General features: G+C 55.9%; 18 protein-coding genes. 8 read left to right on the forward strand and 10 right to left on the reverse strand.

Annotated elements, in window-relative coordinates; genetic code table 11:
* Nucleotides 1-5: 5 nt before the first annotated feature.
* Genes A3OW_RS0102470 through A3OW_RS0102480 form a run of 3 tightly spaced genes read right to left on the reverse strand, consistent with a single transcriptional unit; the run spans nt 6 to nt 2,796 of the window.
* Complete coding sequence (locus A3OW_RS0102470) at nt 6-998, reverse strand: cytochrome c oxidase subunit II (RefSeq protein WP_020561851.1); 993 nt, start codon at nt 996-998, stop codon at nt 6-8.
* Entirely contained in the window at nt 995-2,140 is a 1,146-nt protein-coding gene (locus tag A3OW_RS0102475) for a c-type cytochrome (RefSeq protein ID WP_020561852.1), read from the reverse strand. Before A3OW_RS0102475 ends, A3OW_RS0102470 begins: the two co-directional genes overlap by 4 nt.
* Nucleotides 2,137-2,796 carry a cytochrome c oxidase assembly protein gene (locus A3OW_RS0102480; RefSeq protein WP_020561853.1) on the reverse strand — a complete coding sequence of 220 codons (660 nt, stop codon included), beginning with the start codon at nt 2,794-2,796 and terminating at the stop codon, nt 2,137-2,139. The genes A3OW_RS0102475 and A3OW_RS0102480 overlap by 4 nt, the downstream gene beginning before the upstream one ends.
* 346 nt (nt 2,797-3,142) lie before the next feature.
* Here A3OW_RS0102480 and A3OW_RS26825 point away from each other — a divergent pair.
* Nucleotides 3,143-4,256, forward strand: a protein-coding gene (locus tag A3OW_RS26825) for an IS630 family transposase (RefSeq protein WP_085984322.1) whose coding sequence is annotated in 2 segments (ribosomal slippage) — nt 3,143-3,570 and nt 3,569-4,256 — 1,116 coding nt in all. Because the reading frame shifts where the segments join, the coding sequence is not laid out codon by codon here.
* 7 nt (nt 4,257-4,263) lie between these two features.
* Here the strand turns inward: A3OW_RS26825 and A3OW_RS23855 are convergent.
* Nucleotides 4,264-5,073, reverse strand: coding sequence for a mechanosensitive ion channel family protein (locus A3OW_RS23855; RefSeq protein ID WP_020561854.1), 810 nt, complete (start codon nt 5,071-5,073; stop codon nt 4,264-4,266).
* A 198-nt stretch (nt 5,074-5,271) separates the two neighbouring features.
* Between A3OW_RS23855 and A3OW_RS0102500 the strand changes: the two genes are divergently transcribed.
* Both A3OW_RS0102500 and A3OW_RS0102505 read left to right on the forward strand, forming a co-directional pair.
* Nucleotides 5,272-6,792 (forward strand): hemolysin family protein, encoded by a 1,521-nt coding sequence (locus A3OW_RS0102500; protein ID WP_232422317.1) that lies wholly within the window; start codon nt 5,272-5,274, stop codon nt 6,790-6,792.
* 264 nt (nt 6,793-7,056) lie between these two features.
* Nucleotides 7,057-8,148 carry an AI-2E family transporter gene (locus A3OW_RS0102505; RefSeq protein WP_020561856.1) on the forward strand — a complete coding sequence of 364 codons (1,092 nt, stop codon included), beginning with the start codon at nt 7,057-7,059 and terminating at the stop codon, nt 8,146-8,148.
* On the opposite strand, the gene A3OW_RS0102510 is transcribed toward A3OW_RS0102505, so the two are convergent.
* From A3OW_RS0102510 to A3OW_RS28425, 3 genes are all read right to left on the reverse strand, one after another.
* The gene (locus A3OW_RS0102510; RefSeq protein ID WP_020561857.1) at nt 8,145-8,486 is read right to left on the reverse strand and encodes a DUF2956 domain-containing protein; all 342 of its coding nucleotides are present in this window, start codon (nt 8,484-8,486) and stop codon (nt 8,145-8,147) included. The genes A3OW_RS0102505 and A3OW_RS0102510 overlap by 4 nt on opposite strands.
* 131 nt (nt 8,487-8,617) lie before the next feature.
* Nucleotides 8,618-10,105 carry a dihydrolipoyl dehydrogenase family protein gene (locus A3OW_RS23860; RefSeq protein ID WP_033411942.1) on the reverse strand — a complete coding sequence of 496 codons (1,488 nt, stop codon included), beginning with the start codon at nt 10,103-10,105 and terminating at the stop codon, nt 8,618-8,620.
* Nucleotides 10,102-10,773: a TVP38/TMEM64 family protein gene (locus tag A3OW_RS28425; RefSeq protein ID WP_033411527.1), complete on the reverse strand. Its 672-nt coding sequence runs from the start codon at nt 10,771-10,773 to the stop codon at nt 10,102-10,104. The genes A3OW_RS23860 and A3OW_RS28425 overlap by 4 nt, the downstream gene beginning before the upstream one ends.
* A gap of 241 nt (nt 10,774-11,014) precedes the next feature.
* Between A3OW_RS28425 and A3OW_RS0102525 the strand changes: the two genes are divergently transcribed.
* From A3OW_RS0102525 to A3OW_RS0102540, 4 genes are all read left to right on the forward strand, one after another.
* Nucleotides 11,015-12,262 (forward strand): EAL domain-containing protein, encoded by a 1,248-nt coding sequence (locus A3OW_RS0102525; protein WP_020561858.1) that lies wholly within the window; start codon nt 11,015-11,017, stop codon nt 12,260-12,262.
* A gap of 198 nt (nt 12,263-12,460) precedes the next feature.
* Complete coding sequence (locus A3OW_RS23865; protein ID WP_020561859.1) at nt 12,461-13,213, forward strand: DUF2231 domain-containing protein; 753 nt, start codon at nt 12,461-12,463, stop codon at nt 13,211-13,213.
* 108 nt (nt 13,214-13,321) lie between these two features.
* Nucleotides 13,322-13,831 carry an SRPBCC family protein gene (locus A3OW_RS0102535; protein WP_020561860.1) on the forward strand — a complete coding sequence of 170 codons (510 nt, stop codon included), beginning with the start codon at nt 13,322-13,324 and terminating at the stop codon, nt 13,829-13,831.
* Between the two features lie 296 nt (nt 13,832-14,127).
* Nucleotides 14,128-14,736 (forward strand): DUF2062 domain-containing protein, encoded by a 609-nt coding sequence (locus tag A3OW_RS0102540; RefSeq protein ID WP_020561861.1) that lies wholly within the window; start codon nt 14,128-14,130, stop codon nt 14,734-14,736.
* Here A3OW_RS0102540 and lolD read toward each other — a convergent pair.
* Genes lolD through fur form a run of 3 tightly spaced genes read right to left on the reverse strand, consistent with a single transcriptional unit; the run spans nt 14,729 to nt 17,090 of the window.
* Nucleotides 14,729-15,409 carry a lipoprotein-releasing ABC transporter ATP-binding protein LolD gene (lolD, locus tag A3OW_RS0102545; protein ID WP_026223276.1) on the reverse strand — a complete coding sequence of 227 codons (681 nt, stop codon included), beginning with the start codon at nt 15,407-15,409 and terminating at the stop codon, nt 14,729-14,731. The two genes, A3OW_RS0102540 and lolD, sit on opposite strands and share 8 nt — an antisense overlap.
* A complete protein-coding gene (locus tag A3OW_RS0102550) occupies nt 15,402-16,649 on the reverse strand; it encodes a lipoprotein-releasing ABC transporter permease subunit (protein ID WP_020561863.1) in 1,248 nt (415 codons plus the stop codon). Before A3OW_RS0102550 ends, lolD begins: the two co-directional genes overlap by 8 nt.
* Before the next feature lie 24 nt (nt 16,650-16,673).
* Nucleotides 16,674-17,090: a ferric iron uptake transcriptional regulator gene (fur, locus tag A3OW_RS0102555; protein WP_026223277.1), complete on the reverse strand. Its 417-nt coding sequence runs from the start codon at nt 17,088-17,090 to the stop codon at nt 16,674-16,676.
* A gap of 277 nt (nt 17,091-17,367) precedes the next feature.
* On the opposite strand from fur, the gene A3OW_RS0102560 reads away from it, so the two are divergent.
* On the forward strand, nt 17,368-17,922 hold the full coding sequence (locus A3OW_RS0102560) for an outer membrane protein assembly factor BamE (protein ID WP_020561865.1): 555 nt from the start codon (nt 17,368-17,370) through the stop codon (nt 17,920-17,922).
* Nucleotides 17,923-17,975 lie beyond the last annotated feature (53 nt).

Here is a 17,975-nt window from a genome sequence, read left to right on the forward strand (position 1 = left end):
GGCGGCTATTCCAATCCGTTAAGATAAGTCGCCAGCGACCGAAGCTCGCTTTCGGAAAAGAAATCGAAAGGAAGCATTAAATTGTCCGGTTTGAGAGTTTGATGACGGCTGATCCATTGCATGAAGCTTTCCGGCGTATTCGGCAAAATACCGGCGCCGAGGGACAGCCTGCTGCCGACGTGCGTCAATTCCGGTCCTATCTTGCCGTCGGCCTTGGTGCCGCGGACGGTATGGCAGCCGCCGCAGCCGCTGTCGATGAATAATTGCTCGCCTTCTTTTTCATGCGCAGGGCGCGCATCAGACTGTTCTTTAGAGAGCCAGGCCTCGTAATCGGCCGGCGCCATCGCGACGGCATAAAAAGCCATTAAGGCATGGGCGCCGCCGCAATATTCCGCGCATTGTCCGCGCACGATGCCGGGCTTGTCGGCGATGAAATGCAGCTTGTTGGCATGGCCGGGAATCATGTCGACTTTTCCCGCATACGCCGGCAGCCAGAAGCTGTGAATCACGTCGGCGGATAATAACTCGATTTCTACAGGGCGGCCTGCCGGGATCCGCACCTCATTGGCGCTTTCCGTCGTGCGGCCGTCGGCGTGCCGGTAAACCACCCGCCACCACCACTGCTCGCCCACCACCAGAATGCGCGCCGGATCCTGGGCTCGGCTTAAAGTTTCGCCGGCGCGCAAAACCGAAAAACCGTAAATCAGCAAAACGCTCAGCGTCGCCGCGGGAAAGACGATGCCGCCCCAGACGATGCTTTTTTCTCCGGAGAGCCGCTCGCGCCAGCCGGCAGGGCCGGCGATCGACACGCACAGCAGCAGGCCGATGAAAACCGTTATCAACACGGCGGCCACGAACATGATCCACATCAGCAGCGAAATTCTCGAAGAAACGGGCCCCAGCCCGGCGAAGGCCGACTGTTCGCCGCCGCAGCCTGCAAGCGTCACGACCAGCAATAGAAAACATGGGATCGATAAGCGAAAGACGGCCGTCTTCATGGCTGCGCCCCTTCTTCCGTCCTCGACGGCGGGGCGGTTTCCGGCGACTGATTCGCAAAGAACGCGGCGGCCGCGGCAGCCTGCCGTTCCGTCAATCGCCTGGCCACGACCGACATCATCGCTCCATGCGGCGTTTCGTTACGGCCGCCTTCTTTCCAGATTATCAGTTGTTGCTTGAGATAAAGTTCGGACTGGCCGGCCAGTCGGGGATAGTCTTCGCGTCTTTTTCGGCCGTGGCAGGAATTGCAGGCAGGAATTTTATGTTCCCGATCGCCTTGCTCCGCCAGCCGGCGCCCCAGTTCCCGGTCTTCCGAAGACGTTCTTTGCCGACGAAGAGTAGGAGACATGGCCGAGTAATAAGCCGCCAAACGATCGATTTGCGCGTCGCTGAGATCGTCCGCCACCGGCTCCATAAAGCCGCTCTGTCGCGAATCGTCGCGATATTCGTACAGCGCCCTTTTCAAATAGGCTTCATCCTGGCCTGCGATGCCGGGAATATGGGCACTGGTCGGTGCCGCACCGGCCGCGTCGTGGCAGCGGCTGCAGGCGGTGAGGTCCAGCCTGGGCCGTCCTTCATTGACGATTTCCTCAACGGAATGGGGCTGAATTTTGCTGTTGCCGCGAGCATGGCGAAGGTATTCGGCTGCCGTCATCGACGGCAAGGCTTCCAGGAAGGCGACGACCGCCCAGACTTCATCCTCCCGGTCGCTTCCGCTCCATGCCGGCATGCCGGTGAACTGGATGCCGTGACGCGCAATCCAGAACAACTGGCCACGGGTCCAGCGAGGGGAATGAAGCTGAAGATCGGGAGGATGAGGCAGCATGTGGCCGAACACCGGATTCACCGGCTGTCCCGGGGCGCCATGGCAGACCGCGCAAGTTCCCTGAAAATGAGCGGCTCCGAGAGGCACCAGGTCGGCCGTATCCAGTTCCGGCGGCTCAATATTCCGGCTGTTCACTTTCACCGAACGTTCTTTCGCCATCTGTAGAAACCGCTCGAGCCAGACCGGATGCCCGGCGCTGGCCGCGACATTGTAAATCCCCGAATAAGCGGCCAGAAGCGCAAACAGCGCGCCGCCGGCCAGCAGGCCCAGCGCCCACAGCAGAAGAGACCGCCATCTCATCGTGACGTAGTTGATCATGAGCCGCTTTCCGAGACCGGCGCCGAAGGCTCAGTCTCGCTCCGTGATTCGCAGAGAGCTGCAAACCATCGATACACCAGGACAATCGCAGCGAGCACGTAAGTCATCGGGCAGGCGATGACCATCAACAAGCCTGCCGTCTGCTGGTCGGCAAGATCGGTCTTGATGCCGGAGTGAAATGCTTCGACGCCGTAAAGCACGCGCGGAGCGAACGTCAACAGGACCGCGAGCAGGCAAAACAGCTTGCCGGTCAGCAACAGACCCAGCACGGCCCGCCATAAATGATTGTCGGCCTGATTGAAGACCGCCAGCCAGAACCACAGGGCCGATAAAAACAGCGCGGCATGCAGCGCTCCTTCAGCACCTTGAGCTACCGCCGCAAAACCGGGAGGAGAATGCCAGGCGAAAAACAGGCCGGCCTGCAGGAAAGCGGCCGCCGCCAGGGAATTGGCTCCGGCGCATTCGGCCCTCAAACCGGTCAGGCCTCGAACCGTAACGGCCAGAATAGGTGCCGCCAGACTCATTAGCAGGATGTGAAGGATCATATGGCGCGATAAAACGCCTGCGTTTCCGGCATAATGCAAAACCCAAAACGCCAGCAGCGACAGGACCGCCAGTTCAGCAAGAGTAAGCAACGTCATCGGCTTGGTCTGCATTCATGGTTCTCCTTGATCTCCGGGATGGGTACGTCATTCAAACGATGCCGTTCAGTGTCAAGGCGTTCCTGCCCAGGCACGCGCAAGCACCGTTCAAACGGCCGCGTCCGGGTAAGCGGTATGCTTTTGTGACAATGAAAATCATGGAAAGTGCATCGAGTGTATTAAATCCGCTTTTTAGGGAGACACCCTGTGTCGGTAGAGGATGCTTCTTTCCGTTTCCGCAGGGCATTCCCGTCGGCCGAAGCAGAACAATCTAGTAGTCAGTCAATTTAAATCAAAAGGATATATTGGGCTTGTAAGTCACTCTATAGTGGCATTGATGGTTACTGATTGAGGTCAAGCAATGCCAGCTCTTAAATACAAAGTCAATCTGACTGAAGACGAAAAGCGTGGCTTGGAAGCCATGATCAACAAAGGAAAAGCCGCGGCACGCCATCTGACACGCGCGCGAATTTTATTAAAAGCGGCAGCGGGTATTCAGGATAAAGACATTATCCAAGCTTTGGGTGTCTCGGAATCAATGGTGTTGACGACGCGCCAACGGTGTGTGGAAGAAGGCCCGGAAGCCGCCCTGAAAGAACGCCCCCGTCCAGGACGTGCCCCAAAACTGACGGAGAAGCAGGCCGCCCATATTATCGCCTTGGCTTGTAGTGAGGCGCCGACAGGGCATGATCACTGGACCTTGCGGTTGTTGGCGGACAAAGTGGTGGAATTAGCGTATGCCGACCGTTGCAGCTATGAAACCATCCGTCAGCTTTTAAAAAAACACTCTCAAACCCTGGCAGAAGCAAGAGTGGTGCATTCCCGAGGTGAGTGCTGAATTTGTCGCGGCGATGGAAGACGTGCTGGACCTTTATGAAGAACCCTACGATCCGTTGCGCCCGGTTGTGTGTTTCGACGAAAGTCCGAAGCAACTCATTGCGGAAGTCCGCCAACCTCTCCCGCCTGAGCCCGGTCAACCGGCCCGCTATGACACCGGCTATGAACGGAAAGGCGTCTGCGATTTGATGATGATCTGCGAACCTAAACGCGGTTTTCGGCAGGTGGACATCACCGCGCGGCGGACCAAAATCGAATTCGCGCACAGCATGAAGCATATCGCTGAACTTTATCCGGACGCGGCGGTGATCCGGGTGGTGCTGGACAATCTGAATACCCATAAAATGGCGTCTTTGTATGAAGCCTTTCCAGCAGAGCAAGCCCGTGAATTGGCGCGACGGCTGGAGTTCCACTACACGCCCAAGCATGGCAGTTGGCTAAACATCGCTGAGATCGAACTGGCCGTCTTGTCGAACATGTGTTTATCACAGCGGATACCGGACACAGAGAGCCTCCGGCGTGAGGTCGAAGCCAATATCCTACCGCGCAACACCAAGGCGACGCCCGTCAATTGGCGATTTACGACGCAACAGGCACGACGTAAACTGGCTCGCCTGTATCCTTGTGTTTCTTCGTGACTGACTACTAGGATGAATCAATTTTCTTCGAAGAGACGGCTTTGGCCACCTTTTCCAGTACGGCATCCTGGGAGAGAAGGCTTTCGAGCCGGCGCGGCGGCTGCATCCACCAGCGCAGCCGAAGCACAATGCCGTTATCGGCCAGTTTGACGATGAGGACGTCGGGCGCAGGATGATTCAGTACTCCGGGAATTTTCTCTACGGTATCGAGCAGGGTTTGCTTGGTTCGCTCGACGTCGTCGGCAAAGCCGATCGTGATTTCATGTTCCAGGCGGCGAAGCGGATAAGCGGTATTGACCGTGACCGAGTTGGTGAAAAGATTCGAATTGGGGATGACCACGCGCCGGCCGTCGTACGTTTTGATAAAAGTCGCCCGGGTCTGAATGTCCTCGACCGTGCCTTCGTATTCGTTCAGAGTGATCTGATCGCCGATACGGAAAGGCTCGGTCAGCAGTAATAAAATGCCCGCCAGAAAATTCTGCAGAATGTCGCGAAACGCAAAACCGATGGCGACGCTGGACAGACCCAGAACGTTGACCAATTCGCCCGGCGTGAAGCCGGGAACGGCGATGACCAGGGCGATGAGCAAGCCGAGGAAAATGATGACGCCGTAACTGAGCCGGCCCATCACCAGGCTTAGATTGAAATGCCGCCGGTTACGACGGGTGATGGCTCCCACTGCCGTACGCGCTGCCTTGGCGGCGAAAAGAAACAAAACAAAAACGACGAAAGCAATTACGAAGTAGGGAGCTCTTTCGATAAAGCCGTTAATCATCTCCTGTACGGAAGCGGTGGCTTCGCTAAAGTTGAATTTCATAGTCTTCTCCCGCCTTATTTTCGATTATAAGCTCGAACGGTCGGAGCAGAAGGATGGTTTTTCACTGCTTTCATGCCGGACGAATCATCGGTTATCGAAATATATTTTTTTCGAATTATACGTCCCGGTGGTTGCTGATTATGTTCGCTAGCGAGCTTAAGCAAACATTTTTTGGACGGCGAGTCCGATACCCAATCAGTGACAAGGAAGGTGCACTGCGGCAAGGAGTTAAAAGATTTTTCGTCCTTCGGCGCCGCCGGCTGGCCTTTCGGCATTTTTTTCAATACAATCGAAGCGCCTTCTCCGAATGAACGAGAACACGGTTGCCCCTGCTTTTTGTCCGAAAGCAGCCGGCTGTCGAAACGTCTGCCCCTTCCACACTTAAACCGCGCCGGTAACGGAGTCGGCTACATCATGGACATCGCGCTTATTGTCATTTTGATCCTGATCAACGGTATTTTCGCGATGTCGGAAATGTCGGTCGTTTCTTCCGCCAGGGCGCGTCTGCAGAAACTGGCCGATGAACGGCGCGCCGGTGCCCGCACAGCGTTGAAACTGCACGCCGACCCTTCCCGGTTTTTATCCACAATACAGATCGGCATCACCTCGGTAGGGATTCTGAGCGGAGCGCTGGGCGAGGAAGCGCTGGTCGAGCCGTTAATCGTTCAATTAAGACAATTTCCGTATTTTGAGCCTTATGCGGAAAGCCTGGCGCTGGCGATCACCGTTCTGTCGATCACTTACGTTTCGGTCGTAGTCGGCGAATTGGTGCCGAAACGCCTGGCGTTGCTGCGTCCGGAAGGCATCGCGCGAATGATCGCCCGGCCCATGAACGGGCTGGCCCTGATCGCGAGCCCGCTGGTATGGCTGCTGTCGGCTTCCAGCAATTTGCTTCTGCGGCTAATGGGCGCCCACAAACCGCCGCAGGCGACCGTTACCAACGAAGAGATTAAAATCCTGATGGACATGGGATCGGAAGCGGGCGTCTTTCACGCCAAGGAAGGGCAGTGGGTATCGAACGTGTTGAAGCTGGACGAACAACGGGTCGGAGCCGTCATGACGCCGCGCAAGGACATTTTTTTCATCGATTTGAACGACGGGGAACAGGAAGTCAGACGGCTTGTCGGCGAGTGTCCTTATTCGAAAGCGGTTGTTTGCCGCGGCGGACTGGAAAACGTGCTGGGCGTGCTGCAACTGAGAGAATGCTTGAAAGTGTTGATGGAAAACAGCGAATTGAGCATTGAGCCGCTGCTGCGCAGCCCTCTGTATGTTCCGGATCTGTTAACTCTGCCCCATCTGCTGGAGTTCTTCAAGGAAAAACGGAGCGACTTCGTGCTGATCGTCAACGAATACGGCGAATTGGAAGGCCTGGTTACGCTGAGCGACGTGCTGAAAGCCATCGTCGGCGATCTGCCGAGCCTGGAAACCGATCTGGACCCGGATATCGTGCAGCGCAACGACGGCTCCTGGCTGGTGAGCGGCAGTTTATCGATCAACCGGATGAAATCCGCTATCGGCATGAACGGCCATTTTCCCGGTGAAAAAGCCGTCGGCTTCAATACGGTCGGCGGTTTCATTTTATTCTATCTGGAAAGAATTCCCCGCGTGGCCGACAGCTTCGTTTACGACGGATGGTATTTCGAAGTGATTGATGTCGACGGAACGCGCATCGACAAGGTTCTGGTCGCAAAAGAAGAAGCCGCTCCCCTGAACAAATAGAGGGCATCGCTCTCGGCAGTCCGCCGGTATGCCGAGAGGACAGGACGGAGAATCCATGCGATGGCCGTCGTCCCCATCCCTTTTTTATCCGTGCCCTGAACCTCTCTTCATGAAGCAGGGTCGACATGAACATGTCCTTCAGTGCCTGGAAGGGGCGCCGGGCTTTAACGGGATCGGTCGTCATCCCGCAAGAACTTGGGTCAGGTCGCCCGAACACGGGAGCTCAGGACGGCGGGCCACCTGCTCAAACGGTGGAGGGGAATCATGAAATTTGACGAAGAAGGCGGAAAGCCCGAAAGCGAGCGGACGGCGGCACATTCCGGAGAGAATCGAGACTTGGCCAGGCGGACGTTCATCGTTGCCGTGACGGCTTTTGGGGTGATTGCCGTCCTGCTGATCATCCGGCAGATGGCTCAGATTTTACTGCTGGTTTTCGCAAGCGTGCTGCTGGCTATTTTTCTGCGCACCCTGGCGGACTTCATCGGCCGCCATACGCCGATCTCGGTATCCTGGGCGCTCGCGGCGGTGGTTATCCTTCTGATGGGGTGTTTTGCGCTGATTCTGGTCCTGTACGGCCCGGACATCGCCGACGGATTTTATCGATTATTCCGGCAGTTGCCGTCGGCGCCCGAACGGCTTCGAAGCACGCTCGAACCGTACGAATGGGGTCCTGCCGTCATGGAGGCATTGTCCAGGGCCGGGCAAACGCTGGTCAGCCCGAAACAATTGGCCGGCATTGCCGGGATTTTTTCGACCGCGTTCGGAGCGCTCGGCAGCGGACTGTTCGTGATCGTGTTGAGCCTTTATCTGGCGGCGGATCCGAAAACCTACCTCGACGGCGTGGCGCGGCTGTTTCCGGGGGAAAGCCGGGGGCTGGTTCACGAAGCCTTCAACCGGATCGGGCACGCGCTCCGCTGGTGGCTTTTGGGTAGGATCGCGGCGATGGTCATTGTCGGTATCCTGATCGGCGCCGGACTGGCGCTATTGGGCATTCCTTTCGCCTTTATTCTGGGCCTGGCAGCGGCTATTCTCGATTTCATACCCAACATCGGGCCGCTGGTCGCCGCCTTGCCGGCTCTGATGATCGGGCTGACTCAGGACGGCTCGACGGTGGCCTACGTCGTTGTTCTCTATCTGGTGGTGCAAAGCCTGGAAGGTTATCTGATCTCGCCGCATATAGAGGAACGGGTAGTGTCCCTGCCGCCGGCGCTGCTGCTGTCCGCCCAGCTTCTGCTGGGAGCCGGCATGGGTATTCCGGGCGTTCTGCTCGCCTCTCCGCTGACGGTGGCGGTTACGGTGCTGATACGGATGTTTTACCTGCGCGACGTGCTGGGGCAGCGGGTGGATCTGCCCTAAGGATACGCCAGAAGCCAATAAGCGGCCAGGCCGAGCCAGGTCAGGCCCAGCAGCAGCCAGGGCAGCCAATGCTGGCGGTACGCGATCGTTTCGAGGATCTCGGCCTCGTCGGTTTCCGTCGACGGCTCTTTTTGCCTGGAAGCTTTCTTGAGCCTTTTGTTCATTTCCCTGGCTTTTTCTTTTTGCTGCCTTTTATAAAGATCGATTCCTTTCTGGATGCCTTGCGCGATCAGCCGGGTCTGCTCTTTGGTTTGCCCCGGACGTTGAGTCGATCTGGCTATTTTTAACGCTTCTTCCTGGGTTTGCGGAGACGGTTTCTGGTAATTGGGTTTGTTCATGGGGCCTCGGGTTAAGGGTCAGTCTGTCGGTAGCGTCCTGCGGCGGTCAACCGGTTCTCCATCGTAAACAAAGGCATCCATTGCTTCAACAATAAATTCCGTTTGTTGGGCCGGCACGCCTATCTCGCCGTTCAGCCCCGCCGCCAGGCATGAAAACGCGCCAAGAGCTTGAGCAGGGTTTCCGGCTGGTGCTGGCGCTTCCAGACCCCCGCTGCGTATTTATTGCCTTCGGCAAGGGTAGGGTAGATATGGATCGTGTTCAGGATTTTGTTCAGGCCGATGTTGTATTTCATCGCCAGAACAAATTCGGCGATCAGGTCGCCGGCGTGTTCGCCGACCAGCGTCACACCGAGAATCTTGTCCTTGCCGGGCACGGTGAGGACTTTGACGAACCCTTCGGTTTCACTGTCGACGATGGCCCGGTCCAGATCGGCCAGATCGTAGGTGCTGATTTCGTATGGAATGCCTTGTGCAAGAGCGTCCTGCTCGTTCAGGCCGACTCGGGCCACTTCGGGATCGGTAAACGTCGCCCAGGGAATGATTGAATAGTCGGTGCGAAATTTCCAGAAGCTCCCGAACAAGGCATTGACCGCCGCGTACCAGGCCTGATGCGCCGCCGCATGGGTAAACTGATAAGGGCCGGCGACGTCGCCGCAGGCAAAAATATGGGCATGATTGGTTGCCTGGAAAGCGTCGACCCGGATCGTCTGTTTCGGCGACAGCTCCAGGCCGATTTCTTCGAGCCCGTAACCCGAAATAGTTGCGCTCCGGCCCAGGGCCAGCAATACCCGGTCGAACGGCAGCCGCACGGTTTCTCCCCGGTGTTCGGCCAGCAGGACGTTTTCGCCGTTCTCGACGACGAATTGCCTGGCGCTGTGCTCCAGCCGCAAGTCGATTCCTTCCTTTTCGAAACTTTTCGCGACAAGCCCGGAGACTTCTCTGTCTTCCCGGCTCAAGAGGCGGGGCGCCATTTCCACCAGCGTGACCCGGGCGCCCAGCCGGACGAAGCACTGGCCCAGTTCGCAGCCGATCGGTCCGCCGCCCAGGACCAGCAGACGTTCGGGCCGCTCCCGCAAGGCCCAGATCGTGTCGGAAGTCAGGTAGGGCACAAGGTCGAGTCCGGGAATCGGGGGGATCAGAGGCCGGGCTCCCGCCGCGATCACCACTGCCTTGGCGGTGATCGTCCGGGTTTCGCCGGGCGTGGCCACCTCGATTGTCCAGGGCGTGATGAACCGGGCCCGGCCTTCGATGACCTCGACGCCCAATTGCCGGTAGCGCTCGGCGGAATCGTGCGGCGCCACGGCATGGATGACCTGCTGCACACGCTTCATGATGTCTTCGAACTCGCAATCGACCGCAACGTTCCGGATGCCGTATTCCGAAGACCGCCGCATTCTGGCCAGCAGCCGGGTCGATCGGATCAACGCTTTCGACGGCACGCAGCCGGTATTCAGGCAATCGCCGCCCAGGTTGCCGGCTTCGATCAGAGTGACTTTGGCTCTGACGGCGGCGGCGATATAGGAGGTCACCAGTCCTGCCGCCCCGCCGCCGATGACGGCGAGATTCGTGTCGAAGCGCCTGGGCCGGGGCCAGGATCGAACCGGCATTTTCTTGTTCATTTCGGCCAATTCTCCACGATTTTTTTCGCTAGCAGCGGAAAGAGTCCCAATAATGCGAATGAACCGACCAACGGCGGAGACAACAAGCCGGAAAGCGATTCGACTTTCGCCAGTTGGGTGCCGGCGTTGACGTACACCAGAGTGCCGGCGAGCATGCCCGCCTGGCTGACCCAGTAAAAGGTAAAAACGCTCAGATGGGTCAAGCCCATGGCCAGATTGATGATGAAAAACGGAAACAGGGGAACCAGCCGCAGCGTAAACAGATAATAAGCGCCTTCCCGTTCGATTCCTTCATCGATGGCGCTGAGCCTTTCCCCGAGCCGGGCTTTCACCGCATCCCGGAACAAGAAGCGCGCGGCCAGAAAGGCCAGGGTCGCGCCGATACTCGATGCGAACGAGACCAGCAAGGTGCCCCATCCCAAACCGAACAGCGCTCCTCCGGCCAGCGTCAGCAAGGTCGCACCCGGCAGCGACAAGCCGGTTACGGCGATATAAATCAGCGCATACAGCAACCCGGCCGGCAGAGGATGAAGGCCGACGTAGGCTTTCAAATCGGCCTGCCGGGACTTCAGATTGTCCAGAGTCAGCGCGTCCTGGAGATCGAAGTAAAAAAAGCCGCCGATTGACAAGATGAGAACGATCAATAACAGGATACGCAAATTTGACATAATCTTTGGCTCCAGCAATAGTATTCGGGAATTTCCGAACGAGTTAAGTTTCCCCCGGACAGTTATTGTAAAATAGCCTTTATGAAAACGTGTCGTAATTTCAGTTTCAGGGCCCTTTCTTCCGATTCCTGCACGGATGTAGATTATGTCCCATGCCGCCCGAGGTTCTGTTGAGCAAATACCGTTTCAACCGAAAAGGACGATTTCCGGGCGGACACCCCTCCAACTGCCGGGTTTCTAAATGAAGTTTTTGAGCAGGCTTTTATTCATCGAAATGGTGAGGCAGATATCGCAAGATATCGGTCGCAGCCGTTCGTTACTTTATATAGAAGTCAATCACACTTTGCAGATTGCCAGTCTCCTGCAGGGAACCGAGGCGGAAGAAGGGTTGCTGGCTTCGATTCGCGCAATCATCCTGAAAAAGGTGAAACGCTTGCCCAATGCCTATATCGGCCAACTCGATCATAACCGGTTCGGCGTCGTGCTCGATCTGCCGGTCAAGAAAGGCGTCGAATTTGCCGAAGAACTGGCGGACTATCTCGACCGGCAGTGCATTACCGTTTTTGAGCTGCCTTATTATCCCAAATTGATCATTGGGGTGACCGCCATTTCGCCGGCCTACAAGACCCCTGAACGGATGCTGGCGGCGGTCGACGAAGCGCTCTATCAAGCCCGAAGGGCCGGCAACAGTGTCGTGAAGCTGATCGAGCCGGATGACCCGTTTCTGCACGAATATTACAATCTGCTGGAATTATTGCCCGAATTGAGAGAAGGCTTGGCGAACAATTCGTTCATTCTCTACGCACAACCGATCGTACCGCTGAATCATTCGGTCACGACTGCGAAGGCGGAAGTTTTGCTGCGTTACCGAAGCGGAGACGGGGATATCGATTCGCAAAACCGTTTTCTCCAGGCGGCGGAATTGTTTCACATCAGCCGGGAGGTGGACCTGTACGTCGTCCATCATTTCGCCCGGTACATTCACCAGCAAGAACGCCAGGATATCGTTTATTCGCTGAACATCTCGGGCAGCACGATCCGCTACCCGGGCTTTCTGGACAAGGTTTTCAACGATTTTAGAGAGTTCGGCGTGGATTCCCGGCAAGTTTGTTTTGAAATCACCGAAAACGTAGCCGACCAGGATTACCGGCAGGCCATCCTCTTCATGAAATCTTTAAAGAACCGATTGGGCTGCCAGTTGTCGTTGGACGATATCGGCATCGGCTCCAGCAATCTATCGAATCTGTCGAAATTCGACGTCGATTTTTTCAAGATCGACGGTTCCTTTATTCATAATCTGACCGAGGATCCTTATTGCGAACTGGTGGTCGATTTCATTACCGAAGCGGCCTCTCTCTTTCATCGGGAAACGATCGCCGAATACGTGGAAAATGCCGAGCAACTGGAAAAACTGAAAAATCTCGGAGTCGATTATGCTCAGGGTTACTTTACCGGCAAACCCGAATTGTTGTTCGATCCTTCGGCTTGACCGAATGATTTCGCCGCAACCGAAGCCACTTCGGAACGCAGTTCACTTTGACCCGATGCGGTTTTCGGAGACGGCCCGCGGCTCGTGAAATTCCGAGTGAATTATCGGATGATAAAAATTTTAAAAGACTTTTTCATTTGCATTTATTCAAATATCGAGTAGATTGTGCTTCTTTTAATTTTAAGCTCATAACGAACAATGGTCTTTCACACTCTATCATTCCAGATTCACGGAGGAGCGGATCACGATCACGGCGGCGTCGCGGAAACTCTTGCCTCGCTGCTGACTTTTCTCGAAGGATGGGTTGCCGAGACGCCTTCGGAAATAGTTCCCTCGTTTTTTCCGGGAATCGCGGCCATGGATAACCTCCACCCCATGTTGGTCCATTTTCCCCTTGCCTTCCTGCCGGCGTTTTTGATTATCGATCTGGCCGGTACCTGGTTCAAAAAAGCCGAGTGGCGGGTAGTTGCCAGTTGGCTTTTGTATATGGGCGCGATTTCGACCGTATTCACCGTCGTTTCCGGATTCCTGGCCGGCAATTCGGTCATGCACGGCGATAATGTGCACGGCATCATGGAGGCGCTTGAACTGTACGGCATCGTTACCCTGGCGTTGGTCTTTGTTCTGTCGATCTGGCGATGGGTAGGCGGCAGCCGGATGCGCGGCGGCGCCAATGTTCTGTTTCTGATCGTAGCGGCCGTCCTGTGCGCGATCATGCTGCTGGCCGCCGATTTGGGAGGGTTGCTGGTGTATAAATATGGCATCGGCGTGGAGTCGATTCCCGATCAGATAGAAATTCAGGAACACGAGCATCATCCGCACGTTCATGAAGAGTCGAGTCCCGATCCGATAGAGTTCAAGGAGCCTATGCACTCTCCGCTCGGCCATGACGAATCGGTTTCCGATCCGATCGAAGAACATGCGGATCATCCGCACAGCCATGAAGAATGAGTCGTCTTATTTTCCGGACTCCGGAGGCGGACTGGACGATGGCCGTCATGCCGCCGACTTGCCGGGTTTATCCATGAGACGGCGGCGGTAAACTCTTGATCTTTTCCGATGCCCGAGTTTTTTTTAACCACCACCTGGCGAATACCGGCTTCTCTCGAAGCGGTCTGGTCCTGTCTGATCCATACCGAGAACTGGCCTTCATGGTGGAAGTATGTGGCCGGGGTCGATGAAATTTCGGCCGGCGAGCCGAACGGTTTGAACAACATCAGGCACTACGTCTGGCGCACGGCTTTACCCTACCGGCTGGCGATGAACCTGCGCGTCATCGAATTAAAGCCCCGGCGCTCGATCGCCGTGGAAGTCAGCGGCGATTTGCGAGGCAAGGGCGTCTGCCGGTTTGCCTGTCGGACGGCGCCGATCGAGACCGAAGTTTGCTTCTACTGGCACGTCCATACGTGCAAGCCCTGGATGGACTGGTTCGGCGACCTGAGCCGTCCTGTCTTCATATGGAACCACGGCAAAGTCATGAAAAGCGGAGAACAAGGACTCATACGCCGGTTGACGGATACCGCTCAAAAACCTGCTGAACGCGAGGCAAAATTCCGGCAGGACGGTTAAAGGCGGGGTATTCGCCTTACAGCTCCCGGCTTTTCGACAATCACGGCCAGTCACGGATCTGCCGGTTTCCAGAACGCGGCAGAGTCTTCTTACGGCGGCATCGGGGCTAATCGGCGCGTTTAGGCTTGCTCGGCCGGCTTCATCTTCGTGCCGGAAGGAACTTCAGTCTTGGGCACGCTGTTTTTTCAAAACCGGAGAACTGCTTGCGTATTCCAGGTCAAAGGGTAATGCACGGTGTTTTTCGTATGACCATTATCTGCTAAACTGGCCCGGTCACTCTCGGTAAATGCAAAAAGATGGCTAAAGAATACATACAAAAATTACTCGATCGATTTGTACCCGATCCCGAATTCATCAAACAACACAAAAGCCTTCAGTTTCTCGGGGAGAAACTGCATCAGCCCAATTTATGGCATTTGAACAGGCGTTCCGTATCGCTCGCCTTTGCCGTCGGCCTGTTCTGCGCCTGGATACCGACGCCGACGCAAATGGCCATCTCCGCGGCGGCGGCCATTTATTTCAGCGCCAATCTGCCCCTTTCGGTCATTCTGGTCTGGGTCACCAATCCGGTCACGATGCCGCCCTTGTTTTATTTTGCCTACGAGGTCGGGCTCTGGTTCATGAATGCTCCGGAGACCGAGAGCCAGTTCGAGTTTTCACTGACGGGTTTGTTTTCCGGTCTGGGCGGCATCTGGCAGCCTTTCCTGCTGGGGTGCTTCATTCTGGGCGTGGTTTCTTCGTCCGCCGGTTATTTCGGCATCCAGTATTTCTGGCGGCAGCACACGCTCAAGAGATGGAAAGAGCGAAAGCAAAGAAGGGCGGCGCTGGCGGAAAAATACCCCGCTCCCAAGGAAGAGCGGAAAACCGAGGCGCGCGATCCTTTCCGTGCTCGGGATTTCAGCTAACGATGACGCCGTCTTCCATGTGCAGCACCTTGCCCATTCTGGAAGCCAGTTCGTGATCGTGAGTCACCACCAGTAAGCTGACGTTAAGCTCCTGGTTCAGTTCCAGCATCAATTGATACACCTGATCGGCCGTCTTGCTGTCCAGATTGCCGGTCGGTTCGTCCGCCAGAATCAAACCCGGATGGTTGATCAGCGCCCTTGCCACCGCGGCCCGTTGCCTTTCGCCGCCGGATATTTCGCCCGGCTTGTGTTCCATGCGATGGCCGAGGCCCACCCGATGCAACAGCTTGCCGGCGCGTTCGCGCGCCGTCTTGACCGATGTTCCGGCGATCAGCAAGGGCATGGCCACGTTTTCCAGCACGGTAAATTCACCGAGCAGATGATGCGATTGATAAACAAAGCCCAAAGAGGCATTTCTCAATTTGGCCAGTCTGCTCGGACCGACTTTCTGGAGATCGACGTTATCCAGCACGATCTGTCCGCCGGTGGGTTTTTCCAGACCGCCGAGCAAATGGAGCAGGGTGCTTTTGCCCGATCCGGAAGCGCCCATGATCGCAATGCGTTCGCCCCTGCCGATGGTCAGATTGACGCCTTTCAATACCTCGACGTTGAGCGGACCCTGCATGTAACGTTTGGTGAGTTGCCGGCATTGCAGCATAGGAGGGTTATTCATATCTGAGTACTTCCGCGGGATTGACTTTGGCGGCCTGCCAGGCCGGGTAAATCGTTGCCAGCAGCGACAGAACAAAAGCCATGCCGGCGATCGTGTAGACGTCCGACCAGACCAGCTTGGAAGGCAGTTGGCTGATGTAATAAACGTCGGCCGGCATGAAATTAACGTGAAAAAATTCTTCGATGCGTTTGACGATGGCGTCGGCGTTCAAGGCCAATAAAATGCCGCCCACGGTGCCGATGACGGTGCCGACCACGCCGATGACGGTGCCGAGAACGATAAAAATGCCCATCACCGAGACGGAAGTCAGGCCCTGGGTTTTTAAAATGGCGATGTCTCCGCGTTTGTCGGTCACCACCATGACCAGGGTCGATACGATGTTGAACGCGGCCACGGCGACAATGAGCAGCAGGATGATGAACATGACCGTCTTTTCGGTTCTGATCGCCTTGAAGAAGTTGCTGTGTGCCTGGGTCCAGTCGCTGACCCGGTAATCGTCATAAAGCGCCGTCGCCAGTTCGCGGGTGATTTTCGGCGCATTGAACAAATCGTCCAGTTTGATCCGGAGGCCCGACACGGCGCCGTCCATACGGAACAGTTTGGCGGCATCGTCAATGTGGATGAGGGCCATGTTGCGGTCGTATTCGTACATGCCGACCTGAAAAACGCCGACCACGGTAAACCGCCGCATTCTGGGAATGACCCCGGCCGGGGTCGAATTGATTTGCGGACTGATTACGGTGACTTTGTCGCCCAGGACGACGCCGAGGTAACCGGCCAGCTCCGCGCCCAGGACAATGCCGTACTGACCGGGCACCAGATCGGACAGGTGCCCCGCGATCATTTTGGCACCGACTTCCGACACTCTCGATTCATATTCGGGCGAAATGCCGTTCACCAACGTGCCGCTGACGCGCCGTTCGGCGTTGATCATGACCTGACCGGTGATGAATGGCGCGGTACCCTCGATATGAGGAAAGTTTTTCAGTCTGTTCTCGGCTTCGGGCCAGTCGTACAGCTCGCCATATTTTCCGGTGACGGTGGCGTGAGCCGTCATGCCGAGAATGCGTTCCCGCAATTCGGCTTCGAAACCGTTCATGACCGACAGGACCGTGATCAAAGCCGTTACCCCCAGCGCTATGCCGAGGACGGAGGTCAGGGTGATAAAAGAAATGAACTGAGTGCGGCGCTTGGCTCGCGTATAACGCAAGCCGATATAAAAAATCAGAGGTTTAAACATGAAGTGGAAGGTCGGCTGAAAATGTCAGGATTTTTTGCAGTTGGGGCAAAAACCGTATAAATAGAGGCTGTGATCGGTCAGTTGATAACCCATCCTTTGGGCAATTTCTTTCTGCCGGTTTTCGATGATTTCATCGGTAAATTCATCCACCTTGCCGCATTTCATACACATGATGTGATCGTGGTGATCGCCTTTGGCCAGTTCGAATACGGAATTACCCCCTTCAAAATGATGACGGGTTACCAACCCGGCCGCTTCAAACTGGGTCAGGACGCGATAAACCGTCGCCAGGCCGATTTCCTCGTGCTCGCTCAACAGAATTTTGTAAACTTGTTCTGCGGTGAGATGATGTTCGTCGACCTGGTTTTCCAGAATTTGCAAAATTTTAACGCGAGGCAAAGTCACCTTAAGACCTGCATTTCTAATATCGTGCGTTTCCACTTTTAATCTCCGGGTTATGCGCCGGGTCCGGCAGTTGTCTTTGGATTGCACATTGTAGCCTTTTTTGGCCGTGATGGGCACGGCTGTTTTATAAATCGGGGAGAAGCGAGCGATCCCTTCCGATAACGACCCGCGATCCCGAACCGAAAGCCGATCGTCCGTTTCCGGACGCATGGCCCGTGCTTGTCCGGCTCGGATGCGATATTATAAAGTCCCATAGGATAATTGCTTAACATCGGGTATGATTTCAAGATTTTAATCAATTTGCAGCTTTTTAATGAGTAAGTTTTTTCGTTTTTTAAGTGCCGTGGCCGGTTTGTCGGCGGTGTCCTGCTCGCCCATTTTGAATAATCTGCCTGGGGTATACACCATCAATGTTCAGCAAGGGAATATTATCGATCAATCGATGGTCGACCAGTTGCGGCCCAACATGACGAAACGGCAGGTGCTCTATATCATGGGCTCTCCGATGTTGAACGACGTCTTCCATCCGGACCGCTGGGATTATATCTACTCGAATCAGCCGGGCGGCGAGCCGCGGCAGGAAAAGAAAGTCACCCTGATATTCGACGGGGACAACATCGTGGGCATCCAGGGAGACTTCAGGCCGAGCAGCCAGCCGGTGGTCAAGGTGTCCGAGGAAACGACGGTCGAAGTGCCCAAACGCGAGGTCGAAAAAACCTTGTGGGAAATGTTGACCGGTCTTTTTGGATTGGATGAAACGCCTGCTCCGGAGGCGGCGCCCGCATCGGAAAAGGGCGATAATGCAGCCGCACCGGCATCGGAAAAGGACTCGGCTTCGAATCCCGATCAACCGGAGGTATCGCCTTAAACCCGTGACTTTTCTTCTATCCAATACTCTTGAACATCTTTTTGGCCCGTCAT

The organism is Methylosarcina fibrata AML-C10 (assembly GCF_000372865.1).
Classification (GTDB): Bacteria; Pseudomonadota; Gammaproteobacteria; order Methylococcales; family Methylomonadaceae; genus Methylosarcina; species Methylosarcina fibrata.